The 20,193-nt window shown below is 72.8% G+C and carries 16 protein-coding genes; 7 read left to right on the top strand and 9 right to left on the bottom strand.

All coding sequences use genetic code 11. From position 1 onward, the window contains the following. Positions 1 to 26 precede the first annotated feature (26 nt). A complete protein-coding gene (locus ACIBK1_RS00510) occupies positions 27 to 908 on the bottom strand; it encodes a UbiA family prenyltransferase (protein WP_051762014.1) in 882 nt (293 codons plus the stop codon). A gap of 363 nt (positions 909 to 1,271) precedes the next feature. On the opposite strand from ACIBK1_RS00510, the gene leuA reads away from it, so the two are divergent. From leuA to ACIBK1_RS00490, 4 genes are all read left to right on the top strand, one after another. Continuing rightward, complete coding sequence (leuA, locus tag ACIBK1_RS00505) at positions 1,272 to 3,005, top strand: 2-isopropylmalate synthase (protein ID WP_081903737.1); 1,734 nt, start codon at positions 1,272 to 1,274, stop codon at positions 3,003 to 3,005. Between the two features lie 92 nt (positions 3,006 to 3,097). Then, positions 3,098 to 5,896: a helix-turn-helix transcriptional regulator gene (locus ACIBK1_RS00500; protein ID WP_030509699.1), complete on the top strand. Its 2,799-nt coding sequence runs from the start codon at positions 3,098 to 3,100 to the stop codon at positions 5,894 to 5,896. A gap of 70 nt (positions 5,897 to 5,966) precedes the next feature. Further along, positions 5,967 to 7,292, top strand: coding sequence for an APC family permease (locus ACIBK1_RS00495; RefSeq protein WP_051762015.1), 1,326 nt, complete (start codon positions 5,967 to 5,969; stop codon positions 7,290 to 7,292). 108 nt (positions 7,293 to 7,400) lie between these two features. Further along, positions 7,401 to 8,042 (top strand): phosphatase PAP2 family protein, encoded by a 642-nt coding sequence (locus tag ACIBK1_RS00490; protein WP_396731229.1) that lies wholly within the window; start codon positions 7,401 to 7,403, stop codon positions 8,040 to 8,042. Here ACIBK1_RS00490 and ACIBK1_RS00485 read toward each other — a convergent pair. The 3 genes from ACIBK1_RS00485 to ACIBK1_RS00475 all read right to left on the bottom strand — a co-directional run bounded on the left by ACIBK1_RS00485 (position 8,005) and on the right by ACIBK1_RS00475 (position 12,708). Further along, complete coding sequence (locus ACIBK1_RS00485) at positions 8,005 to 8,667, bottom strand: response regulator transcription factor (RefSeq protein ID WP_030509702.1); 663 nt, start codon at positions 8,665 to 8,667, stop codon at positions 8,005 to 8,007. The two genes, ACIBK1_RS00490 and ACIBK1_RS00485, sit on opposite strands and share 38 nt — an antisense overlap. 90 nt (positions 8,668 to 8,757) lie before the next feature. After that, positions 8,758 to 10,407, bottom strand: a complete 1,650-nt coding sequence (locus ACIBK1_RS00480; protein ID WP_051762017.1) for a sensor histidine kinase — start codon at positions 10,405 to 10,407, stop codon at positions 8,758 to 8,760. Beyond that, on the bottom strand, positions 10,408 to 12,708 hold the full coding sequence (locus ACIBK1_RS00475; RefSeq protein ID WP_231514003.1) for a sigma-70 family RNA polymerase sigma factor: 2,301 nt from the start codon (positions 12,706 to 12,708) through the stop codon (positions 10,408 to 10,410). Positions 12,709 to 12,930: 222 nt separating this feature from the next. Between ACIBK1_RS00475 and ACIBK1_RS00470 the strand changes: the two genes are divergently transcribed. Continuing rightward, positions 12,931 to 13,743, top strand: a complete 813-nt coding sequence (locus ACIBK1_RS00470; protein ID WP_231514004.1) for a GNAT family N-acetyltransferase — start codon at positions 12,931 to 12,933, stop codon at positions 13,741 to 13,743. A gap of 160 nt (positions 13,744 to 13,903) precedes the next feature. Here the strand turns inward: ACIBK1_RS00470 and ACIBK1_RS00465 are convergent, their stop codons facing one another. Both ACIBK1_RS00465 and ACIBK1_RS00460 read right to left on the bottom strand, forming a co-directional pair. After that, the gene (locus tag ACIBK1_RS00465; protein WP_051762018.1) at positions 13,904 to 14,575 is read right to left on the bottom strand and encodes a shikimate kinase; all 672 of its coding nucleotides are present in this window, start codon (positions 14,573 to 14,575) and stop codon (positions 13,904 to 13,906) included. 352 nt (positions 14,576 to 14,927) lie between these two features. Beyond that, a complete protein-coding gene (locus ACIBK1_RS00460; RefSeq protein WP_030509707.1) occupies positions 14,928 to 15,275 on the bottom strand; it encodes a YciI family protein in 348 nt (115 codons plus the stop codon). A gap of 335 nt (positions 15,276 to 15,610) precedes the next feature. Here ACIBK1_RS00460 and ACIBK1_RS00455 point away from each other — a divergent pair, with 335 nt between their 5' ends. After that, complete coding sequence (locus ACIBK1_RS00455; RefSeq protein WP_396731224.1) at positions 15,611 to 16,351, top strand: DUF998 domain-containing protein; 741 nt, start codon at positions 15,611 to 15,613, stop codon at positions 16,349 to 16,351. Positions 16,352 to 16,582: 231 nt separating this feature from the next. Next, a complete protein-coding gene (locus tag ACIBK1_RS00450) occupies positions 16,583 to 17,314 on the top strand; it encodes a dienelactone hydrolase family protein (RefSeq protein ID WP_396731221.1) in 732 nt (243 codons plus the stop codon). 99 nt (positions 17,315 to 17,413) lie between these two features. Here ACIBK1_RS00450 and ACIBK1_RS00445 read toward each other — a convergent pair whose 3' ends face one another. The 3 genes from ACIBK1_RS00445 to ACIBK1_RS00435 form a co-directional block, all read right to left on the bottom strand. Continuing rightward, positions 17,414 to 18,763 (bottom strand): sensor histidine kinase, encoded by a 1,350-nt coding sequence (locus tag ACIBK1_RS00445; RefSeq protein WP_357317282.1) that lies wholly within the window; start codon positions 18,761 to 18,763, stop codon positions 17,414 to 17,416. Beyond that, positions 18,760 to 19,431 (bottom strand): response regulator transcription factor, encoded by a 672-nt coding sequence (locus ACIBK1_RS00440; protein ID WP_396731218.1) that lies wholly within the window; start codon positions 19,429 to 19,431, stop codon positions 18,760 to 18,762. Before ACIBK1_RS00440 ends, ACIBK1_RS00445 begins: the two co-directional genes overlap by 4 nt. A gap of 39 nt (positions 19,432 to 19,470) precedes the next feature. Continuing rightward, the coding region (locus ACIBK1_RS00435; RefSeq protein WP_396731215.1) for a hypothetical protein at positions 19,471 to 20,193 on the bottom strand (723 nt) is incomplete at its 5' end.

Genomic DNA, 20,193 nt, shown 5'->3' with positions numbered 1-20,193 from the left:
AAGCGGACGAGTGCCTCCATCCTGGACTAAGCCGCACGTCCAGACAATAAGAATTGTGACACCAGTGGGAGAAGAACAGCCAAATGCACAGCGTATTGCGTCGTCATGAACGCGCGGTAGGGCAGGCGGCGGCGCACCCGGGACCCCCGGGAAAGCGGAGTAAGAGTGATCACGACGAGCAGCGAGGCGCCGGTGAGCATCGCGGCCGGCGCCATGCCGAGCGGCACCCGCAATAGTAGTGCGACCCCGCTGAAAGCGAGCGCGACGGAGGCGGCGACCGCCGACAGCAGCAGCCTGACCGGCCATTCTCCGCGACTCACGGCGAACGAGACGCGCCCGGCGGAGCGGTCGCCCGCGATGTCGGGCAGGTCCTTGGCCGGTGTGCCGACCAGGCCCATCCACAGCGAGGCCGCGACGGCGAACGCCGGCAGCGCGATCGCCGCCTGCCCGGAGGGGCCGGTCCCGCACGAGGTGTAGCCCGCGCAGTAGGACAGCAGGCCGGACAGCCCGCCGATCACCACGGTGGCGCTGGACCACTTCTTCAGCTGGAAGGGCGGCGCCGAGTAGAGGTAGCCGAGCACGAGCACCGTCGTGACCAGCCAGATCATCGGGCCGCCGAGCAGCAGCGCGCCGAGCAGGGCGGCCGCGGCGGCGGCCCACGCGATGACCTTCGCCTGGCCGGGGTCGAGGTCGCCCCGGGCGATCGGCCGGTGCGAGCCGTTGACGCGGTCCTCTCGCACGTCCATCACGCCGTTGAACAGGTAGACGAAGAAGATCGCGCACTGCCACACCAGCGCGCCCGCCACGAGGCGGAACGGGTCGGCGGGGGCGAGTCCGGCGTCCAGGGCCGCGCCGGCGGCGAACCGCAGGAAGAAGATGGCCAGAACGGACGGGCGCGCCTCGGTCATGCACATTCCGAGGATTCGGAAAGGCGAAATTGAAATGGCCGGGAACGCTGCTCTGCTGATCGACATGATTCGGAGTATGTGTCCGATTCAGGGGGGCGTTAAGAGGGCCGCCCGGGAGGTTGTACCGGGCCTACAACTTTCGATACCCCTACCGATCGTACGGGTGAGACGGGGCGCACTCTAGTTGCTTCTCCCTTGCCCCTTGACCAGGGCGCTTGTAGCTTCGGCAACGTACCGGTCAGCGAATCACCAGCAATTTGGACGGCCTTCCGGAAGGAAGTAGGCGCGATTCGCGGACAGCTTTCGGAGAAACGGTCGGTCGCGAATTCGGTGGCAAGGTCGCCGATGAGAAAGGAATTCCTCATGAGCAGCTCTCCTTCCCGTTACTCGGCCTTCACCCCCGTCCGCCTGGCGGACCGGCGCTGGCCGGACCGGACGATCGAGGCCGCACCGCGATGGCTGTCCACCGACCTGCGCGACGGCAACCAGTCGCTGGTCAACCCGATGAGCCCGGAGCGCAAGCTCGCGATGTTCGACCTGCTCGTACGGATGGGCTACAAGGAGATCGAGGTCGGGTTCCCGGTGGCGAGCCAGGACGACCACGACTTCGTGCGCATGCTCATCGAGCAGGACCGAATCCCCGACGACGTGCGGATCTCGGTTCTGGTGCAGGCGCGGGACGAGCTGATCCGGCGGACCGTGGAGAGCCTGGCCGGCGCGCCCCGGGCCAACATCCACCTCTACAACGCGACCGCCCCGCTCTTCCGCCGGGTGGTCTTCGGCATGACCCGCGACGAGTGCAGGGACCTCGCCGTCGAGGGAACCCGCCTGATGATGAAGTACGCCGAGGCCACCCTGGGCGACTGCGACCTCGGGTTCCAGTACTCGCCCGAACTGTTCAACGAGACCGAGCCGGAGTTCGCGCTGGAGGTCTGCGAGGCGGTCATGGACGTGTGGCAGCCGGAGGAGGGCCGGGAGATCATCCTCAACTTCCCGACCACCGTCGAGCGGTCGCTCCCGCACGTCTTCGCCGACCAGATCGAGTGGCTCGACCGCAACCTGTCGCGCCGCGAGCACGTCTGCCTGTCGATCCACCCGCACAACGACCGGGGCACCGGCGTGGCCGCCTCCGAGCTGGCGCTCCTGGCCGGCGCCCAGCGGATTGAGGGCTGCCTGTTCGGCAACGGCGAGCGGGCCGGCAACGTCTGCCTGGTCACGCTCGGCCTGAACATGTACACCCACGGGGTCGACCCCGGCATCGACTTCTCCGACATCACCGAGATCCGGCGCACCGTCGAGTACTGCAACGAGATGCAGGTCAGCCCCCGCCACCCGTACGGCGGCGACCTCGTCTACACGGCCTTCTCCGGCTCCCACCAGGACGCCATCAAGAAGGGCTTCGACGCGCTGGCCGCGGAGGCCGGCGAGGCCGGCGTCAGCGTGGACGACCTGCCGTGGCGCATGCCGTACCTGCCGATCGACCCGAAGGACGTCGGCCGCACGTACGAGGCGGTCGTGCGCATCAACAGCCAGTCGGGCAAGGGCGGCGTGGCCTACATCCTGAGCGCCTGGCACGGGCTGAACCTGCCCAAGAGCCTGCAGGCGGAGTTCGCCCGCGTCGTGCAGGCGCACGCGGACGGCTCGGGCGGGGAGATCACCCCGGCCGTCGTCCGCGACCTGTTCGACGAGGAGTACCTGTCGCGGACCGAGATCACCGTCCCGCTCGGGCTCGGCGGCCGGCCGCTGCAGACCACGCTGTACGTCGACGGCGCGCGCTTCGACGTCACCGGGCCGCGGGCCGACGCCATCCGCACCCTGGGCGCCCGGCTGGCGGTCTGGAACGTGGACGTGCAGATGGTCCACCGCACCGGCGTGGAGGCCGCGGCCGGGAGCCCGGAGGACCAGGAGGTCGCGGTCTACGCCGAGTGCGTGATCGACGGGCGGCAGGTCTGGGGGGTGGGCCTCGACCGCGACGTGGTCGCCGCGTCCTTCGCCGCCGTCCGCTCGGCGCTGGCCCGTGCGGGCGAAACGGACGCGGAAGGCACGGCGAAGCAGGCCGGCGAGGGCGTTTCCGCTCGAATGACGCTGGTCGCCTGAACGCGGTTCGACACAGCAGCTTTACCTAAGTCACGGCACATTGTGAACCCGGCCGCGCGGCCGGAAAACGAACGGAATTCGGGAGGCTCATTATGGCCCTGGTGGAGCGGGAAGAGGTGTTGGCCTCCCTTGAGGACATGCTGGCCGACGCCGTCACCGGCAGAGGAAAGATCGCGATCGTCGGCGGGCCCGTCGCGACGGGGAAGACCGCACTGCTCAACACTCTGGTCGAGGACGCGCTGGAGCACGGCGCCCTGCCGCTGACCGCGACCTGCTCGCAGTCGGAGTCGGGACTGGCGCTGGCCGTGCTGTCGCAGATCCTGCACAACGCGCCGCTCACCCCCGAGGAGGAGGAGCGCACCCGCAACCTGCTGCACGAGGGCGCCCGCTGCGCCATGTCGGCCGACCCGCTGGCCGACTACGTCGACCAGGTCGACGCCCACATCGTGCACGCCCTGTGCATGGTGCTGCTCGAACTCGCCGAGCGGCACCCCCTCATGATCGTGGTGGACGACATCCAGCACGCCGACCGCGCCTCGCAGCTCTGCCTGGCCTACCTCGCCCGCCGGCTGCGCTTCGCCCACATCCTGGCGATCTTCAGCCAGTCGGAGGAGGCGTGGAACGCCCCCTCGCTGTTCCAGACCGAGCTGCTGCGCCAGCCGCACTGCCGCCGCCTCCCGCTGTCGGCCCTGTCCCGCGAGGGTGTCGAGATCATGGCCGCCGACATCGTGGGCGACGACGTCGCCCGGCGGTTCGCCGCGGACTGGCACGCGGTCAGCGGCGGCAACCCGCTGCTCGTGGGCGCGCTCATCGAGGACCACCTCGCCGCGGCCGACGCCGGAGGCGCCCCGGCCGAGAGCGAGCCGGACGCGGGGATCGACGAGATCGTCGCGGGCGACGCCTACCGCCAGGCGGTGCAGTCGTGCCTGCGCCGCGGGCACCCGCTCGCGGCCCGCGTCGCCCGGGGTCTGGCGGTCGCCGGCGACCCCGGCCACCTCGACCGGCTGCTCGACCTCGACGCCGGTGTCGTCGTCCAGGCGCTCAACGCGCTGCACAACGCCGGGCTGGTCGGCGCCGACCTGCACCTGCGCCACCCCCAGGCGCGCGCCGCCGTGCTCGCCGACCTCGACCGGCACGATCGGACCGACCTGCACCGCAGGGCCGCCGAGCTGGCCTACGGCCAGGGCGCCCCGGCGGCCGTGATCGCCGAGCACCTGCTGGCCGCCCAGCACAACGGGGGGTCCTGGGCCGTGCCGATTCTGGAGGAGGCGGCCCGGCAGGCGCTCAGCGAGGGACGCGTCGAGCCCGCCGTCGACTACCTGCGGCTGGCCGACGGGGCGTGCACCGACGACCAGCGCCGCGCCACCATCAAGACGACGCTGGTGCGGGCGGAGTGGCGGCTCAACCCCAGCGCCCCCGCCGTCCACCTCGACGAGCTCACCGACGCCATGCACCGCGGCCACCTGCGCGGCTCGGACGCGGTCGTGCTGGCCAAGGCGCTGCTGTGGCACGGCCGCTTCGACGACGCCCGTGACGTGCTCGACCACCTGGGCCGGATCGGCTCGATCATGGACGCGGAGACCGTGGCCGAGATCCGCGCCGCCCGGCCGTGGCTGCGCTGCTCCTACACGCCGTTCCTGGCGCACATCCCGAGGGTCACCGACATGAGCACGCAGGCGCCGCCGTCCGCGCCGGTCATCGGCCGGCTGGAGGCCGCCACCGCGCTCGCGGCGGTGCTGACCAAGGGCCCGCACCCGCAGACGCTGGCCGACGTGGAGCGCATCCTGCGCGGCTCCCGCCTCGACGACATGTCGATGGACGCCGTCGAGTGCGCCCTGCTCGCGCTGATCTACGGTGAGCGGCCCGACCTGGCGGCCCCCTGGTGCGACCTGTTCTTCGAGGAGGCCGCCAGCCGGCGTGCGCCCAGCAGGCAGGCCCGCCTCGCGGCGCTGCGTGCCGAGATCAGCCTGCGGCAGGGCGACCTGGAGGGCGCGGAGAGCCTCGCCCAGATGGCCGTACGGCTCATCCCGCCGACGAGCTGGGGGGTCGCGGTCGGCGGCCCGCTGTCGGTGCTGCTGACGGCGGTGACCGCGATGGGCCGGCTCGACGAGGCCGTGCAGCTGGTGAACCAGCCCGTGCCCGAGGCCATGCTCCAGACCCGATACGGCCTGCACTACCTGAACGCGCGGGGCCGCTACCACCTGGCGACGGGCGACCTCGGCATGGCGCTGCGCGACTTCCAGACGTGCGGCGAGCTGATGGGCTCCTGGAGCCTCGACTCGCCGGGGCTGGTCTCCTGGCGGACGGGCGCGGCCGAGGCGCTGATCGGCATGGGCCGCGCGGAGCGGGCCCGGCCGCTGCTGGACGAGCACGTGGCGCGCTGCGCCCCTGGACCGGTCCGCGCCCGCGGCACCGGCCTGCGGCTGACGGCCGCCGCGAGCGAGCCCCGGCAGCGTCCCCCGCTGCTGCGCCGCGCCGCCGACATGCTGCAGGCGAGCGGCGACCAGTACGAGCTGGCCCGGGCCCTGGCCGACCTGGCCGACGCCTACCAGGCGGTGGGCGAGCTGCGCCGCGCCCGTACGGTCGCCAGGCAGGCGCAGCGGATCGCGGAGGAGTGCGAGGCCGTCCCGCTGGTCAACGCGCTCACCCAGGGCGGTCCCGGGCAGCCGGCCGAGCCGCCCCGCACGGAGAGCGGACCGGGGACGCTCAGCGAGGCCGAGCGCCGGGTCGCCTCGCTCGCCGCGGTCGGATACACCAACCGCGAGATCGCCGACAAGCTCTACATCACGGTCAGCACGGTCGAGCAGCACCTGACGCGGATCTACCGCAAGCTCAACGTCACCCGCCGTTCCGACCTGCCCGCGAGCCTCGAGTTCAGCACCTCCGCCTGAGACAGCTCCACGACCTGGGCCGGCCGGGCTTCCCCGGCCGGCCACTTCCCTGACTGGAAGGTGAACGCGCATGACTCGGACGAGCGCCACACCTGTCACCCCTGCCACCCCCACCCCTGCCACCACCCCTGCCACCACACTGGCGGGCCGCCTCACGGCGGCCCAGGGCGCCGCCATGTACGTCGGCGCGGTGCTCGGCACCGGCGTCATCGCCCTGCCCGCGCTCGCGGCCCAGGCGGCCGGACCGGCGTCGCTGCTGGCCTGGCTCGGCCTGGTCGTGCTGTCGGCCCCGCTGGCCGCGGCGTTCGCCGCGCTCGGCGCGCGCCATCCGGACTCCGGCGGCGTGTCGACCTACGCCCGCCTCGCCTTCGGGGACCGGGCCGCGGTCGTCGTCGGCTGGTGCTTCTACTTCGCGATCCCGCCGAGCGCCGCCGCCGCGGCGCTGTTCGGCGGCGAGTACGTCGCCGCGGCGGTGGGCGGCGGGACCGGCACCGCGACGCTGACGGCGGCGGGGCTGATGGCGGTCGTGACCGTGTCGAACGCCTCCGGTCTGCGGGTGACCGGCCGGGTCCAGCTCGGGCTGGCCGGACTGCTCGTCGCGTTGCTCGTCGTCGCCGTGGCGCTGTCGCTCCCGCATGCCGACATGGCCAACCTGCGGCCGTTCGCCCCGCACGGCTGGACGGCCGTCGCCCCGGCGGCGGCCCTGCTGGTGTGGAGCTTCGCCGGCTGGGAGGCCATCACACACCTCGCCGCCGACTTCCGCAGGCCGTCAAGGGACCTGCCCAGGGCCGCCGCGGCGGCCGTCGTGGTCGTCGGCGTGCTGTACCTGTCGGTCGCCTTCGCGACCGTCGCCGTCCTCGGCCCGGCCGCCGGGGCCGCGCGGGCGCCCCTCGGCGACCTGCTGGCCCTCGGCCTCGGCGGCAACGCCCGGCTGCTCGCCGCCGTCGCCGCGCTGCTGCTGACGCTCGGCGCGATGAACGCGTACTGGGCCGGGGCGGCCAAGCTCGGCGCGGCCCTCGGCCGCGACGGCGCCCTGCCCGGGTGGCTCTCCCGCGGCAGCGTCGCCGGGGAGGTGCCCCGGCGCAGCCTCGCGGTCGTCGCCGTGCTGTCCTTCCTGGCGCTCGCCGTCGTGTACGCGGCGGGGACGGGCATCCGGCCGCTGGTGCTGATGACCAACGGGTCGTTCGTGGTGGTCTACGCGATCGGCGTGGCGGCCGCCATCCGGCTGCTGCCGCGCGGCCGGGCCAGGGCGGCCGCCCTGCTCGCGCTCGTGGCGGTCGCCCTGCTGGTCGCCGCGTCGGGCGTCTACCTCGTCTGGCCGCTGCTGGTCGGCGGCGCCGCCCTGGCGTACGCGCGGTTCACCCGCGGGGAGGCGGCCGTCCCGGCCGGACATTGACGAAAGTGAAGGGTCACCGGCGACTTTCCGCGAGTGCCCGCCGTGCCGTCCGGTCCCTAGGGTCGAGGGGCCGGACGGACCGGCGGGGAGCGGCACGGAGGGGAACCGGTGGGCGACGAGATCGAGGACGTCCCGGACATCAGCGCCGAGTGGTATCGGGAGGTCACCGCGTTCGCCCTGCACACCCCCGCATGGGTACGCGACGCGGCGGCGGTCGCGACGGACGCCGTCCCCGCGGTCCTCTTCGCGTTCCTCGTCTTCGGCTGGTGGCGGGCGCGGCGGGGGGACGACCGCAGGATGGCGCTCGCCCTGCTCGCACCGGTCGCGGTGGCGACGGCCTACCTCGCGAGCGAGGGCGTCAAGAGCGTGCTGCGGCTGCGGCGCCCCTGCTGGGACCTGACCGACGTGGTCACGGTGGCGCCCTGCCCGCCGTACGGCGACTGGTCGCTGCCGAGCAACCACGCGACCTTCGCCGCGGCGGGGGCTGTCGCGCTGGTCGCCCTGTGGCGCGGCGCGGCGGTGGCGGCGCCGGCGTTCGCGCTGCTGGAGGCGTTCTCCCGGGTATTCGTCGGCGTCCACTACCCCCACGACGTGGCGGTGGGGCTGCTGTTCGGCGCGCTGATCGCGCCGCTGGTCCTGCTGGCTCTGCGGAACCCGGCGACCGCCCTGGTCGCCGCGATGCGGCGGCGCCCGGCGCTGGCGGCGGTGCTGACTACCGCCCGCCCGCCAGCCCCGCCTCGTGGGCGATGATCGCCGCCCGCACCCGGTTGGGCACGCCCAGCTTGCTCATGATCGTGCTCACGTAGGTCTTGACGCTGCCTTCGGCGAGGTGCAGGCGGGCGGCGACGCCCGCGTTCGACAGGCCCTCGCCGACCAGGGCGAGCACCTCGCGCTCCCGGTTGGTGAGCCCCGCGACCTGCTCGCGGGCCGCGGCCGAGCGCGACAGCCGGTCGCCGGCGAGTCCCCGGATGACCCGTGCGGCCACCGGCGGCGACAGGTACGCGCCGCCCTCGGCGGCCGCCCGCACCCCGAGGGGGAACTCGCGCGGATCCCCGGTCTTCAGCAGGAACCCCGCCGCGCCCTCGCCCAGCGCCCTGGCGACGTAGGCGTCCTCGCCGAAGGACGTCATGATCAGTACGGCGGTGCCGGGGGCGGTCCTGCGCACCTCGGCCGCGGCGGCCAGCCCGTCCAGACCGGGCATCCGGATGTCGACGACCGCGACGTCGGGCCGGTGCGCCAGGACGGCGTCCACCAGCTCCCGTCCGTCGGCGGCCTCGGCGACCACGTCGATGCCCGGGTCCGCCGCCAGGATCGCCCGCACCCCGGCCCGGATCACCGGTTCGTCGTCGGCCAGGACCACCCGGATCGCGTGCATGCCCTCGATGCTACGGAAGGGTGGAGAGTCGCCGGACGCCGTTGAGGAGGGCTGCCGTTCAGGAGGGCTGCCGTTCAGGAGGGACGCGGTTCAGGAGGGCAGGAAGGCCTTGGCGACCAGCCGGCCCCCGGCGAAGCACAGCCGGTAGAGCTCCAACTCGCCGAACGGCTCGGGGCTGGTGCTGTAGTAGCGGCACCGGGCGCCCGGCGGGATCGGCGGCTCGGGCCAGGACGGATCGTCGATCCTGGTCCTGGCCGGGAGCACCGCGGCCACCTCGGACTCGGCCTGCCCCACCCGCAGCTTCGCGAACTCGGCCGGCGGCAGGACCGAGGTGGCCGCCTCGTAGACCGTGAACCCCAGCACGAACGCCGCCACTCCGCCCGCAGCGGCCAGGCAGACCAGCGCCGCCGCCAGCCGGGTGCGGCGCACCCGCCCGCGGGCGAGCGCCAGATCCAGCTCCACCGGCCGCGACGCCGTACGCGGCCCGCCAGGCGGGGGGACACGCGGGGGCGCGGTGTGCGGGAGCCGTACGGTCAGGGTGAATCCGCCGTCGGCGGGACCGCTCCGCAGGGACCCGCCCTGCAGGCGGACCCGCTCCGCCAGCGCCCGCAGCCCGTGTCCGCCCGTCACGCCGCAGCCGGGCCGGTGCGGCGCGGCGTTGGCGACGGTGACCACGGTCTCGCCCGGTGCGTGCGCGAGCCGTACGGTGACGGTGACGGGGGCGCCGGGCGCGTGCTTGGCGGCGTTGGTCAGCCCCTCGCGGACGACCCGCCGCACGGTGGCGAGCGCGGGCGCGGGGATTCCCGCCTCCGCCTGCGCGCCGTGCAGCGTCACCGCCATCCCCGCGGCCGCGGCACGCCGGACCAGTTCGTCCACGCTCTCCCCGGGCGAGGACGGCGTGTCCTCATGCTCCGGGTCTCCGTGGTCTGGGTCTCCGTGCTCAGAGTTTCCGTGCTCAGAGTTTCCGTGGTCTGCGCCGCCATGCTCCGGGCCGTCTCCGAGCACGGCGACGACGTCGCGCAGGCGCTCCGCCGCGGCCGTGACCGCCGCGCGGGCCTCGCCCGCCGCCCTGCGCTCGCTCTCGGGGAGGCCGGCGGTGACCTCCAGGGCCCCGATCCGCAGCGCGACGAGGCTCAGGTCGTGACCGAGCAGGTCGTGCATCTCCATCGCGATGGCCGCCCGCTCGCGCAGCCGCGCCTGCTCGGCGAGCATGCGCCGCTCGCGCTCCAGATGCCCGGCGCGTTCCCAGCCAGCCCTGGTCAGGGCGAGACTCTGGTGCCGTGCGTGGCCCGCCAGCCACGGGACCAGGCCGAACAGCGCGATGCCCGTGACGGCGAAGAAGCACGCGCCCGGATCCCACCGGCCAGCGAGAAGCCACCGTACGGACGGGACGACAGCGGCGGCGGCGACCGCGGCGGCCGACAGGCCGAGCAGGGCGGGCCGTGCCCGGGCCATGCGCACCCCGGCCAGGTAGCTCACCACCGCCAGGGCGAGGAAGAAGACGGTGGGGTCGCCCCGCACGGCCACCGACCCCGCCCACAGCGCGGCCGTCACGAGCATCGCCACGAGCGGCCGGGGCCGGGCGAGCGCGACGGCGACGCCGATCGCCGCCAGCCTGGCGATCACCTCGGGCCAGGTGTACCTGTCCGCCAGGGTGTGCGTGAGGCCCGCCCACCACGCCGGCAGGCCGAGGAGGGCCCAGAGCAGGACGTCCTTGAGGTATGCCGCTTTCCTCCCCACTCAGGCAACGGTATCCGCAGGTCGCGGGACCCGGACGAATCCGTGCAGGGTCCGCGCGCTGGCGTGGCCGGACAGGGACATGAGCATCGGCGCCGACCAGCCGTCCTCGCCGAGGTGGGCCAGGCGCGAGTGGCGCAGGCGGTGCAGCGTGTATCCGCCGCCCTCTGAGTCGAGCTCCGCGGTGGCCCGTTTGAACAGATACTCCGCCCGCTCGTACGACAGGCGGCCCCGGCCCGTGTGGGGGCACAGGTCGGCCGCCGCCGGCATGCGGCCCGGCCCCGGCCTGCGGTCGGCGAGGAACAGCGGGCCCCGGCGGCGGTCTCCGACGAGGAGGGGAAGGAGCGCGGCCGTGCCGGACTGCCAGCGCAGCCAGTGCCCCCTGGCCTTCACCTCGCCGCGCATGCCGGGCAGGTCGAGGTCCTCCACGTTGAGCGAGAGCGCCCATTCCGCCGGTGCCGCGCTCTCGTACAGCAGCAGCCACAGCGCGCGCTCGCGCAGCGGGAGGTCCGGCCGCTCCCACAGGCTCTCCAGGCGCGCCCGGTCGATGGGACGGGTGCGGCCCCGGGGCTCGGGCCGCCGGTCGAGCGGAGCGGCGAGGTCGGCGGCGGCCCAGCCGTGCCCGGCCGCCCACGCGGCGAACGACCGCAGCGCCCCGCGGTGCCGGTTCCAGGTCGCGCCCGCCGCCGTGCCCCACGCCGCGGCGAAGACCTCGGCGACCCGGTGGGACGTCACGTCACGCAGTGGGACGTCCTCGCCGAGGTGCCGGCACAGCCGCGTCAGGGTCTGTTTGTAGGAGCGGACGGTGTCGGCGCTCAGACCGGGCCGGGTCAGGAACAGCGTCATCGCCCTGCCGAGGGTGACCGCCGCGCTCGCCGTTCCGGCCGCCCCGGCCTCGTTCAGGGCTTCCCGGGTATCCCGAGCTGTCTGGGCTTTTTGGGTTTCCCGGCCTTCCCGGGCCTCCTGGCCGTCCTTGGTTCTCCGGGCTTCCTCGGCTGTCCCGGCTTCCTCGGCTTTCTGGGCTTCCTCGGCTGTCCGGGTGCAGGTCGTGGCGCGCCGCAGCAGCACTGCCCGTTCCGCGCTGTTGCGGGTGAGGGACGCGGCGCGTTCGAACTCCGTCCGGGCCTCGTCGTGCCGGCCGAGCCGGGCCAGCAGGTCCCCGCGTACGGCGGGCAGCAGGTGGTAGCCCTTGAGTGCCGGTTCGCCGTTCAGCGTGTCCACCAGCGTGAGACCGGCGCGCGGCCCGTAGGCCATGGCGAGCGCGACCGCGCGGTTGAGCTGGACGACCGGCGTGGGCAGCACCCTGACGAGGGCCTCGTAGAGCGCCGCGATCTGCGGCCAGTCGGTCTCCTCCGGAGATGCGGCCCGCGCGTGGCAGGCCGCGATGGCCGCCTGCAGCACGTACTTGCCGAGGGGGCCGCCGGCCTGCCGCGCCCGCAGCAGCGCCGCGAAGCCGCGCCGGATGAGCAGAGGGTCCCAGCGCCCCCGGTTCTGCTCGTGCAGCACGACCGGCTCCCCCGACGGGCCGGTACGCGCGGCGGAGCGCGACTGCTGCAGCTCCATCAGCGCGACCAGGCCGTGCACCTCGGCCTCGTCGGGGGTCAGCTCGGCCAGGACGCGGCCCAGGCGCAGCGCCTCCAGGCAAAGGGACGGGCGCATCAGGTCGTCGCCGGCCGTCGCCGAATATCCCTCGTTGAACACGAGATAGATCACTTCGAGCACCGACGACAGCCGGGCCGCCCGCTCGGGCCCCGACGGGACCTCGAAGGGGACGTGCGCGTCGGCGAGCGCCCGCTTGGCCCGCACGATCCGCTGCGCGACGGCGCTCTCGGAGACGAGGAAGGCCCTCGCGATCTCGTCCGTCCGCAGGCCGCCGATCAGCCGCAGCGTGAGCGCGACCCGGGCCTCGGTGGACAGCACCGGGTGACAGGAGACGAACATCAGCCGCAGGACGTCGTCGCCGACCTCCCCGTCGAGCGCGTTCACCACGTCGTCCACGTCACGTTCGCCGTCGTCGGGGCGGGTGGCGAGATCGTGGGCGAGCTGCTCCTGTCCGCGGTCGCGCCGCTCCTCCCGGCGTAGGTGATCGACGGCGCGGCGCTTGGCGACGGCCATGAGCCAGGCGCCCGGGTTGTCCGGGACGCCCGCCTCGGGCCACCGCTCCAGCGCGGCGAGGACGGCGTCCTGCGCCAGCTCCTCCGCCAGGCCGACGTCGCCGATCATCCGCACGAGGCCGGCGACGATCCTCGCGGACTCCATCTTCCAGACCGCGTCCACGAGACGATGGGCGTCCAGGCTGGTCACCCGACCGATGACAGCATCGGCCCGCCCCGCCGCGCAACCCGGCGCGTACGCCGCCGGAGGCCGGACGCCTGCCCGTGCCGGTGTCTCGCGGTGCCGTCTCCCGACTCCCGTCAGCGCGGGCTCGCTCGGTTGTCCGCCTTTCCTCGTTGCCGAACGGACCCAGGGAGAACGACCGGAAACTCGCGCGCGGACCTCGAACCGCTCGTGGTGTGATGAGCCGATGTGAACGAGAAAAACCGCTACGTCGGCGGCCCCGATCTGCTGGTCAGGATGGAGCAGAACCTCGCCGGACACGCCTGTCATCTGCACCGGCACGTGGAGGGCGCCGCTGTCACGGAGACAGACGACCTCCTGATCGCCGACAGCGGCCTGGACGACGACACCTTCAACATCGTCGCGGCGGCGCGTTTCACCGCAGGCGCGGCCCCCGCCCGGATCGCGCAGACTCTCACCATGCTCGCCGCCACGCAGCGGCCCTTCTCATGGTGGGTCGGTCCCGCCTCCACCCCGGCGAACCTCGCCTCGCTCCTGGAAGACGCCGGTCTTCCGGCGTCCGAAACCGAGATGGGCATGTGGAAGGACCTGCGTGCGGTGCCGTCCGTGCCACGGGCCGGGGAACTCGACGTCTGCCGCGTCACGACTCCCGGGCAACTCGCCGACTACGCGGCCGTCCTGGCGGCGAACTGGAACCCACCCGCCGCCACGGTGCGCACGTTCTTCGCCGATGCCGCCACACGGGCGCTCGCCCCCGACTGCCCGGCCCGCTATCTGGTGGGCTACGTCGGCGGCCGCCCCGTCTGCTCCGCCGAGGTCTTTCTCCACGCGGGAGTCGCCGGCATCTACAACATCGCCACCTTGGCGTCGGACCGCCGGCGCGGGTACGGCGGCGCCGTCACCTCGGCGGCCCTGCGCGTCGCGTACGTCGAGGGTCACCGCACCGTGGTCCTCCAGGCGTCTTCGGCCGGGGAACCCGTCTACCGCCGTCTCGGATTCACCCCCTGCGGCCGCTTCAGCGAATACGCCATCACTCCCTGACACCGGAGAGCCCGCGAGGATCGGCCCGCGGCGAGGTGGCCGGACCGATGCTCGTGCCTCGGCCGACGCTGTGGGCGGTCGCCGGCATGGCGTGGGCGAGCGGCCCTCCGACCAGCGAAGGTGGAGAACCGGTACGCCGCCGCTCCTGTGCGTCGACCTCTTACGCCTCAAGACCGAACACCGCGGAGACTCGCCGCGCGAGATCTTCCTCGGTGTTCCCGGACGCCACCCTGAGCCCGTAGAGGCCCAGATTCCGGGTCTGCCTGCTGATCCGGTCGGTGAACAGTGCGTCGCGCTGGAGCAGGTTCTGCAGGGCCCGCTGCGGGTCGCCGGTCTTGGCGAGGAATCCCCAGGCCGGTCCGCCACGGCTGTCGAACACCGCTTGGCGAAACTGGGGAGTCGGCAGCAGCCACACGGCATGGCGCCGTTCGGCGAGCAGGGGTTGGACGAGGCCGGGCAGCAGCCGGAAACCCTCGGCGACCACCGGCAGGTCGGCGGGGAGGGCTAGAAGGTCTTCGACGATCAGCTTGAATCCTTCGCCGTGGAACCAGTGGAAGGTATCGAGCATCTCGCGCGGACTTCTGGCCACCCAGCGTTCGTCCATGTCCATGGCAGCGAACTTGCCCAGGTAAGGCGCTTGTTCCACGGGCATGCGGCGGGCGTGGTCGGGCATGACCGCGTCGGTGTCGTACAGACGCATCCCGTACCGATCGGCGAGGCGTCGGGCGATGGTGGATTTTCCGGACCCGCTCCCGCCCCCGATCCAGTAGACGTGGCGCAACCGTTCCCTCCACACCCCGGGAGAAGCACTTTCGTCCGGTGCAGCGTGCATTCATCAGCTCCTGTCGAGCGTCTGCCCGCCGGTGGGCGTTGAGGACGAGCGCCCGGTGCACAACCGAGGCCGGACCCGCGTCCATCGGTTACGGTCGCCGGGGGCTGGCAGGCTGGTGGCCTCGGGGAGATTTACCCACATGGCCTTACGAGGCGGCGCCTCAGGCGTTGCGAGCCCATCCAGAGCGTCTCGCATCACGTCCCGATCGAGGGGGCCACCACCATCGGCGGGCCGCCCGAGCGTGCGCGCTCGTCCACACGCGCGGTCAGCTGCGCCAAGAGCCCGGTCCCGGCCTAAGGCATCCCTGAAGCGCTCGTCCCGGGCTCACGGGGTTCTGATGGTGGGGAGACTCTTACGCCAGGCGATCGGGGGCGTCTTCGGGGCCGAACACCTGCTGGATCGAGCCCTCGCCGTCGCCGACGATCTTCCAGAAGCGGCGGGCCAGCTCCACGGCCTCCTCGCGGGAGCGCGCCTCGACCAGGGCGAAGCTGACGATGGCCTCCTTCGCCTCGATGAAGGGGCCGTCGGTCACGGTGATCTCGCCGCCGGAGGAGATCATCCGAACACCGCCCGGCTCCAGCCCGCCCGTGGCCAGCAGCACGCCGGCCCGGGTCATCTCCTCGATGAAGGCGCCCATCTCGGCCATCATCGCCGCGTCGGGGTTCGGGTCGGTGCCCTTGGTGGTCATCAGAAACCGCATCGTCGTTCTCCTTCTTTCCGATCCTCTGGTCTGGCCGGGCCGTTCGCCGGTCCCGCCGTCACCTCCACGTCGTACGGGGCGAGCCGGAATCGACCGGCTCCGATCCTGACACGTCGTGACCTGGGCCTTCGGCTCGATGTGACAGGGAATGCGTATGTGACAGGGAATGCGCACTAGCGGCTGTCGCCGCAGGTGGGCGGGGGAGGCGGCGGGCGGGCGGCACGGGCGGACACGAATGGTCGAATCGCGCGGCCGCCGTTCGACGCGTGAGCGAGGCCGGACACCACATCGGCCGGGACCACACCGAAGACCCGAACACCGAAGAAGGGAACACCATGACCGCCACGCAGCACACCACCCCGCTCACCTCTCCGCTCACCGTGCGGCCGGCCGCACGGCGCTCCGCGCCGGGCCAGGCGGGTGCCGCGAGCCCGGCGGTCTCCACGGGATCGACGCGTGCGCTGCTCACCTGCGCCGTGCTCACCACGCCGGTCTTCGGGATCGTCTCGCTGACGCAGGCGTTCACCCGCGAGGGGTTCGACCTGCTCCGTCACCCGCTCAGCATGCTCAGCACCGGCGACCTCGGGTGGCTGCAGATCGGCAACTTCTGGATCACCGCCGTCCTGACGGTCGCCGGGGCGATCGGACTGCGCAGGGTCATGCGCGGCACGCCCGGAGGGACGTGGGCGCCCAGGCTGCTGCTCGTCGAGGGCGCCGGACTCACGGCGGCCGGGGTCTTCAGCATGGACCCGGGGGACGGCTTCCCCGCCGGCACCCCGCTGGGGGCCCCGGACGGGATGAGCTGGCACGCGATGCTGCACATGGCGTCCGGCTCGGTGGCCTTCACCGCGCTCATCGCGGCCTGCTTCGTCCTCGGCCGGCACTTCGCCCGCGCGGGGCGGGCCCGGCACGCGGTCGCCTCCCGGCTCGGCGGCCTGGCTCTCCTGCTGGGCAACGGATGGGCCATGTCCGGCGGGCGGGCCGGCTCCCTCACCCTGTGCGTCGGCGTGCTCGTCGCGATGGCCTGGGTCTCGGCGGTCGCCGCCGCCAAGCGCGCGGACCTCGGCCGACGCTGACCCGGGCGACGCTGCCCCGCCCGACGCTGACCCGGCCGACGGGGAGGCCGCGCAGTGCTCCTGGTGATAATCACTGGGAGCTCTGTGCCGTCTGGTGATACCTTCGGCGTCGCCGTGCATCGCCGTGACCCGAGGAGGTGAGACCGATCAACGCTGTGTCAGGTCGGGGCTCCCTCCGTTTCATGGTCTAGGGAGCGCCCGCAGAAGGCATCCCGAAAGGCGTGTAACGCTTTGCGCTTCATCTCTCGGACGTCGTCGGACGGCGTCACCGAACAGCTGTTCATCCTCGGCGAGATTCCCGGTGTGCTGTGGACGCCGGAAGACGCCGCCGGGGCTCGTCCCCTGATCCTGATGGGCCACGGCGGCGGGCAGCACAAGAAGGCCCCCGGCATCGTGGCCCGCGCGCGCCGCTTCGTCACCGAGGGCGGTTTCGCAGTGGTGGCGGTCGATGCGCCCAACCACGGCGATCGGCCGAAAACCGAGGAGTTCGCCGAGGTCGTGGCCCGGCTGCGGGCCGGAATGGCCGCGGGGGAGGACGTCGCCCCGCATCTCGCCACCATGCACACGTTCCTGGCCGGTCACGCCGTACCCGAGTGGCAGGCGGTCCTGACCGCTGTGCAGGAACTCGACGTCGTCGGCGCCGGCCCTGTGGGCTACTTCGGCATGTCGATGGGCTGCGGGCTCGGCGTGCCCTTCGTCGCCGCCGAGCCCCGGGTCCGCGCGGCGGTGCTGGGCCTGCTCGGCGTGGACGGGCTGGCCGAGGTCGCGGCCCGGGTCACCGTCCCGGTGCGGTTCCTGCTCCAGTGGGACGACGACAAGGTGCCGCGGGCCCAGGGCCTGGCGCTGTTCGACGCTCTGGGGGCGGCCGACAAGACGCTGCACGCAAACCCCGGCGATCACGGGGAGATCCCCGAGTTCGAGACCGGCAGCTCGCTGCGGTTCTTCGCCCGGCACCTCGGTTAGAGCCCGTACGGCGTTCGGACCTTCAGGCAGGCCCGAGGCTGCGAGTGCACACGATTCCCGCCGAGTGCAAGGGACCCTAGGCACCCCACCAGGGGGTGCCTAGGGCTCCGCCTGTTCGGCACACGTCGGCAGGATCAGCCGCAGTAACGCGCCGCTTCGACACGGCACGGCTTCGGCCGTCCCGCCATGAGCCTCGGCGACCTGCCGGACGATGGCCAGGCCCAGTCCGGAGCCAGGGTGCGCGCGGGCCGTGGGTGATCGGTAGAAGCGGTCGAAGACGAATTCGAGGTCGCTGTCGGGAATCCCTGGGCCGGCGTCTGCGACCTCGAGGGTGCCCGCCGTGACGCTGATCCTGATCCGGCCGTCGGACGGGCTCCATTTCACGGCGTTGTCGACGAGGTTCGCGACGGCGCGTTCCAGGGCGTCGGGGTCTCCATGGACGAGAGTGGGCGCGCAGGTCAGCTCGAATCCGATCTGCGGGGCCCGGCGCGCCGCGCGGGCCGCGACACGCTCGGCGACGAGGTCGAGGCGGACGTCTTCCGTGTGGAACGGGGCCTGGCCGTAGCGGGCCAGGTCGATCAGGTCGTTGACCAATGTCGTGAGTTCGCCGGCCTGGCCGAGCGCTTCGGCGGCGAGGAGTGGGGCCTGCGCATCGGCCGGGTTCTCCGACAGCAGCTCGAGGTTCACCGTCAGGCTCGTCAGCGGTGTGCGCAGTTCGTGGGAGGCGTCGGCCACCAGACGGCGCTGGGCGCCAACCGATTCGTCCAGGGCGGCGGTCATCGCCGCGAACGCCGAGCCGAGCCGGCCGATTTCGTCCCGGCCGTCGGCGGGGATCGGGATGGACAGGTCGCCGGTCGTGCGGATCAGTTCGACGGTCTCGGTGAGCTGGTGCACCGGGCGGAGGACGCGGCGTGCTGCCAGGCGTGAGGCCAGTGCCGCCAGAAGTCCGGCGGCCACCGTCGAGCCGGCGAGCAGCCAGGCGAGTTCGCGTAGCGTGGGTGCGGGATCGGATTCCGGGATGGCTGTGCGTACGAGCGTTCCCGATGATTCGGGCAGTTGGGCGGTGTAGACCCGGTAGGCGACTCCGTCGTAGACCGCGTCACGGAAGTAGGCGCCGGCGGTGCCGTCCGCGACGGCGACGTCGCGGGCGGTGAGGTCGACGAACTCCGTCGACGGCCCGACCTGGACCGGGCCCGGCACGATCTGCAGCTGGGTGCTTCCGATCCCCAGCGGAGCAGTCGGGAAGCCCGGCTCCCCGTTGGCGTCCCTGAACTTGGCCTTGATGGCCGCGGCCACCTCCGGCGCCCGGCCGGCGGCCGCGACCAGGGCGCTGTCCATCTGGCCGCGAAGGTTGGCGTTCACGGCCGGATACAGGACCACCGACACGAGCACCAGGGCGCCCGCGACCACGGAACCGCCGGCGATCGCCAGCCGGGTGCGCAGGTTCATGGCTCCTCACGCAGGACATACCCCAGGCCGCGCACCGTCTGGATCAATCTGCTGCCGCCGTCCGCTTCGAGTTTGCTTCGCAGGTAGCTGATGTACACCCACAGTGCGTTCGACTCGGGGCCGAAGTCGTAGCCCCAGACGGACTCGAAGATCTGGGTCCGGCTCAGCACCCGGCCGGGGTTGCGCAGGAACAGCTCCAGCAGGGACAACTCCGTTTTGGTCAGATCCAGGCGCCGGCCGGCGCGCTCGGCCCTGCAGCCGCTCACGTCCAGGTCGACGTCGGCGAAGCGCAGCACCTCGGACCTGGCGCCGCTGCGCCGGAGCAGGGCTCTGAGCCGGGCCCGCAGCTCCTCCAAGGCGAAGGGCTTGGCCAGGTAATCGTCGGCCCCCGCGTCGAGCCCGGCGACCCGGTCGATGACCAGGTCCCGGGCCGTGAGCATCAGGATCGGCGTGTCGTGCCCGCCCTCACGTAGCGTCCGGCACACCTCCAGCCCGTTCGGTTCGGGCATGAGGACGTCGAGAACCACCGCGTCCGGGCGGAACATGCCGTGCTCGGCGAGGGCGGACGCCCCATCGGCGGCGGATGACACGTCGTAGCCGTCCCGGCGCAACGCATGCTCCAAGGACCGCCGCACAGCCGGGTCGTCGTCCACCACGAGTATCCGCATGGTCGCCCATCCTCGCCCTCGATGCTGAAGTTGTGGCTGTCAGCCCTGGCTCAGTGACCGCTTCAGCTCCCTCAGCGCGGCATCGAGCTGGTCGGAGCCGACCCCGAGCGAGGCGGCGATGTCACCGAAGGCCTTGGATGTCGGACGGACTCTGCCCAACGCCACCAACGCGGCCAGAGCGGCCTTGGCCTTGGCCTGATCGACACCGAGCGCCGCGGCCAGGGACGCCGACGCGGCGTCGGTGGTGAACGGCGAGTCCGGCGAGCCGTCCCGGGCCTTCGTGCCCATGCTGTCCAGCTTGCCCTGATTGTCGCCATCGGGCGCGGGCTCGGCGACCATTGGCTGCAGAGCGTCCTGGACCTGTGGGATCGGCAGCCCGAGGTTGGTCGCGACCGCTGCGATGAAGGCGTCCGGCGTTACGCTGGCCGAGTTGGCCAGCGACGTCTTGGCCGCGACCAGCGCGGCGTCGAGCCGCTCGGTCGTCACTCCGAGCTTCGCCGCGATCGCGGCCAGATCGGCATCCGCGGCTCCTCTGGGCTTCCCCTCCAGCGGTTTTTGCGGGCCGTCCACGCCCTTCTTGTCCATGCTGTTCAGCTTGCCTTGGTCGTCACCTGTCGGCGCGGGCTCGGCGACCATTGGCTGCAGAGCATCCTGAACCTGTGAGACCGGCAGCCCGAGGTTGGTCGCGACCGCTGCGATGAAGGCGTCCGGCGTTACGCTGGCCGAGTTGGCCAGCGACGTCTTGGCCGCGACCAGCGCGGC

The organism is Microbispora rosea, assembly GCF_044460045.1.
Taxonomy (GTDB): domain Bacteria; phylum Actinomycetota; class Actinomycetes; order Streptosporangiales; family Streptosporangiaceae; genus Microbispora; species Microbispora rosea.
The sequence above is the reverse complement of the archived record's forward strand: the minus strand, read 5'-3'. Positions and strand labels throughout refer to the sequence as shown.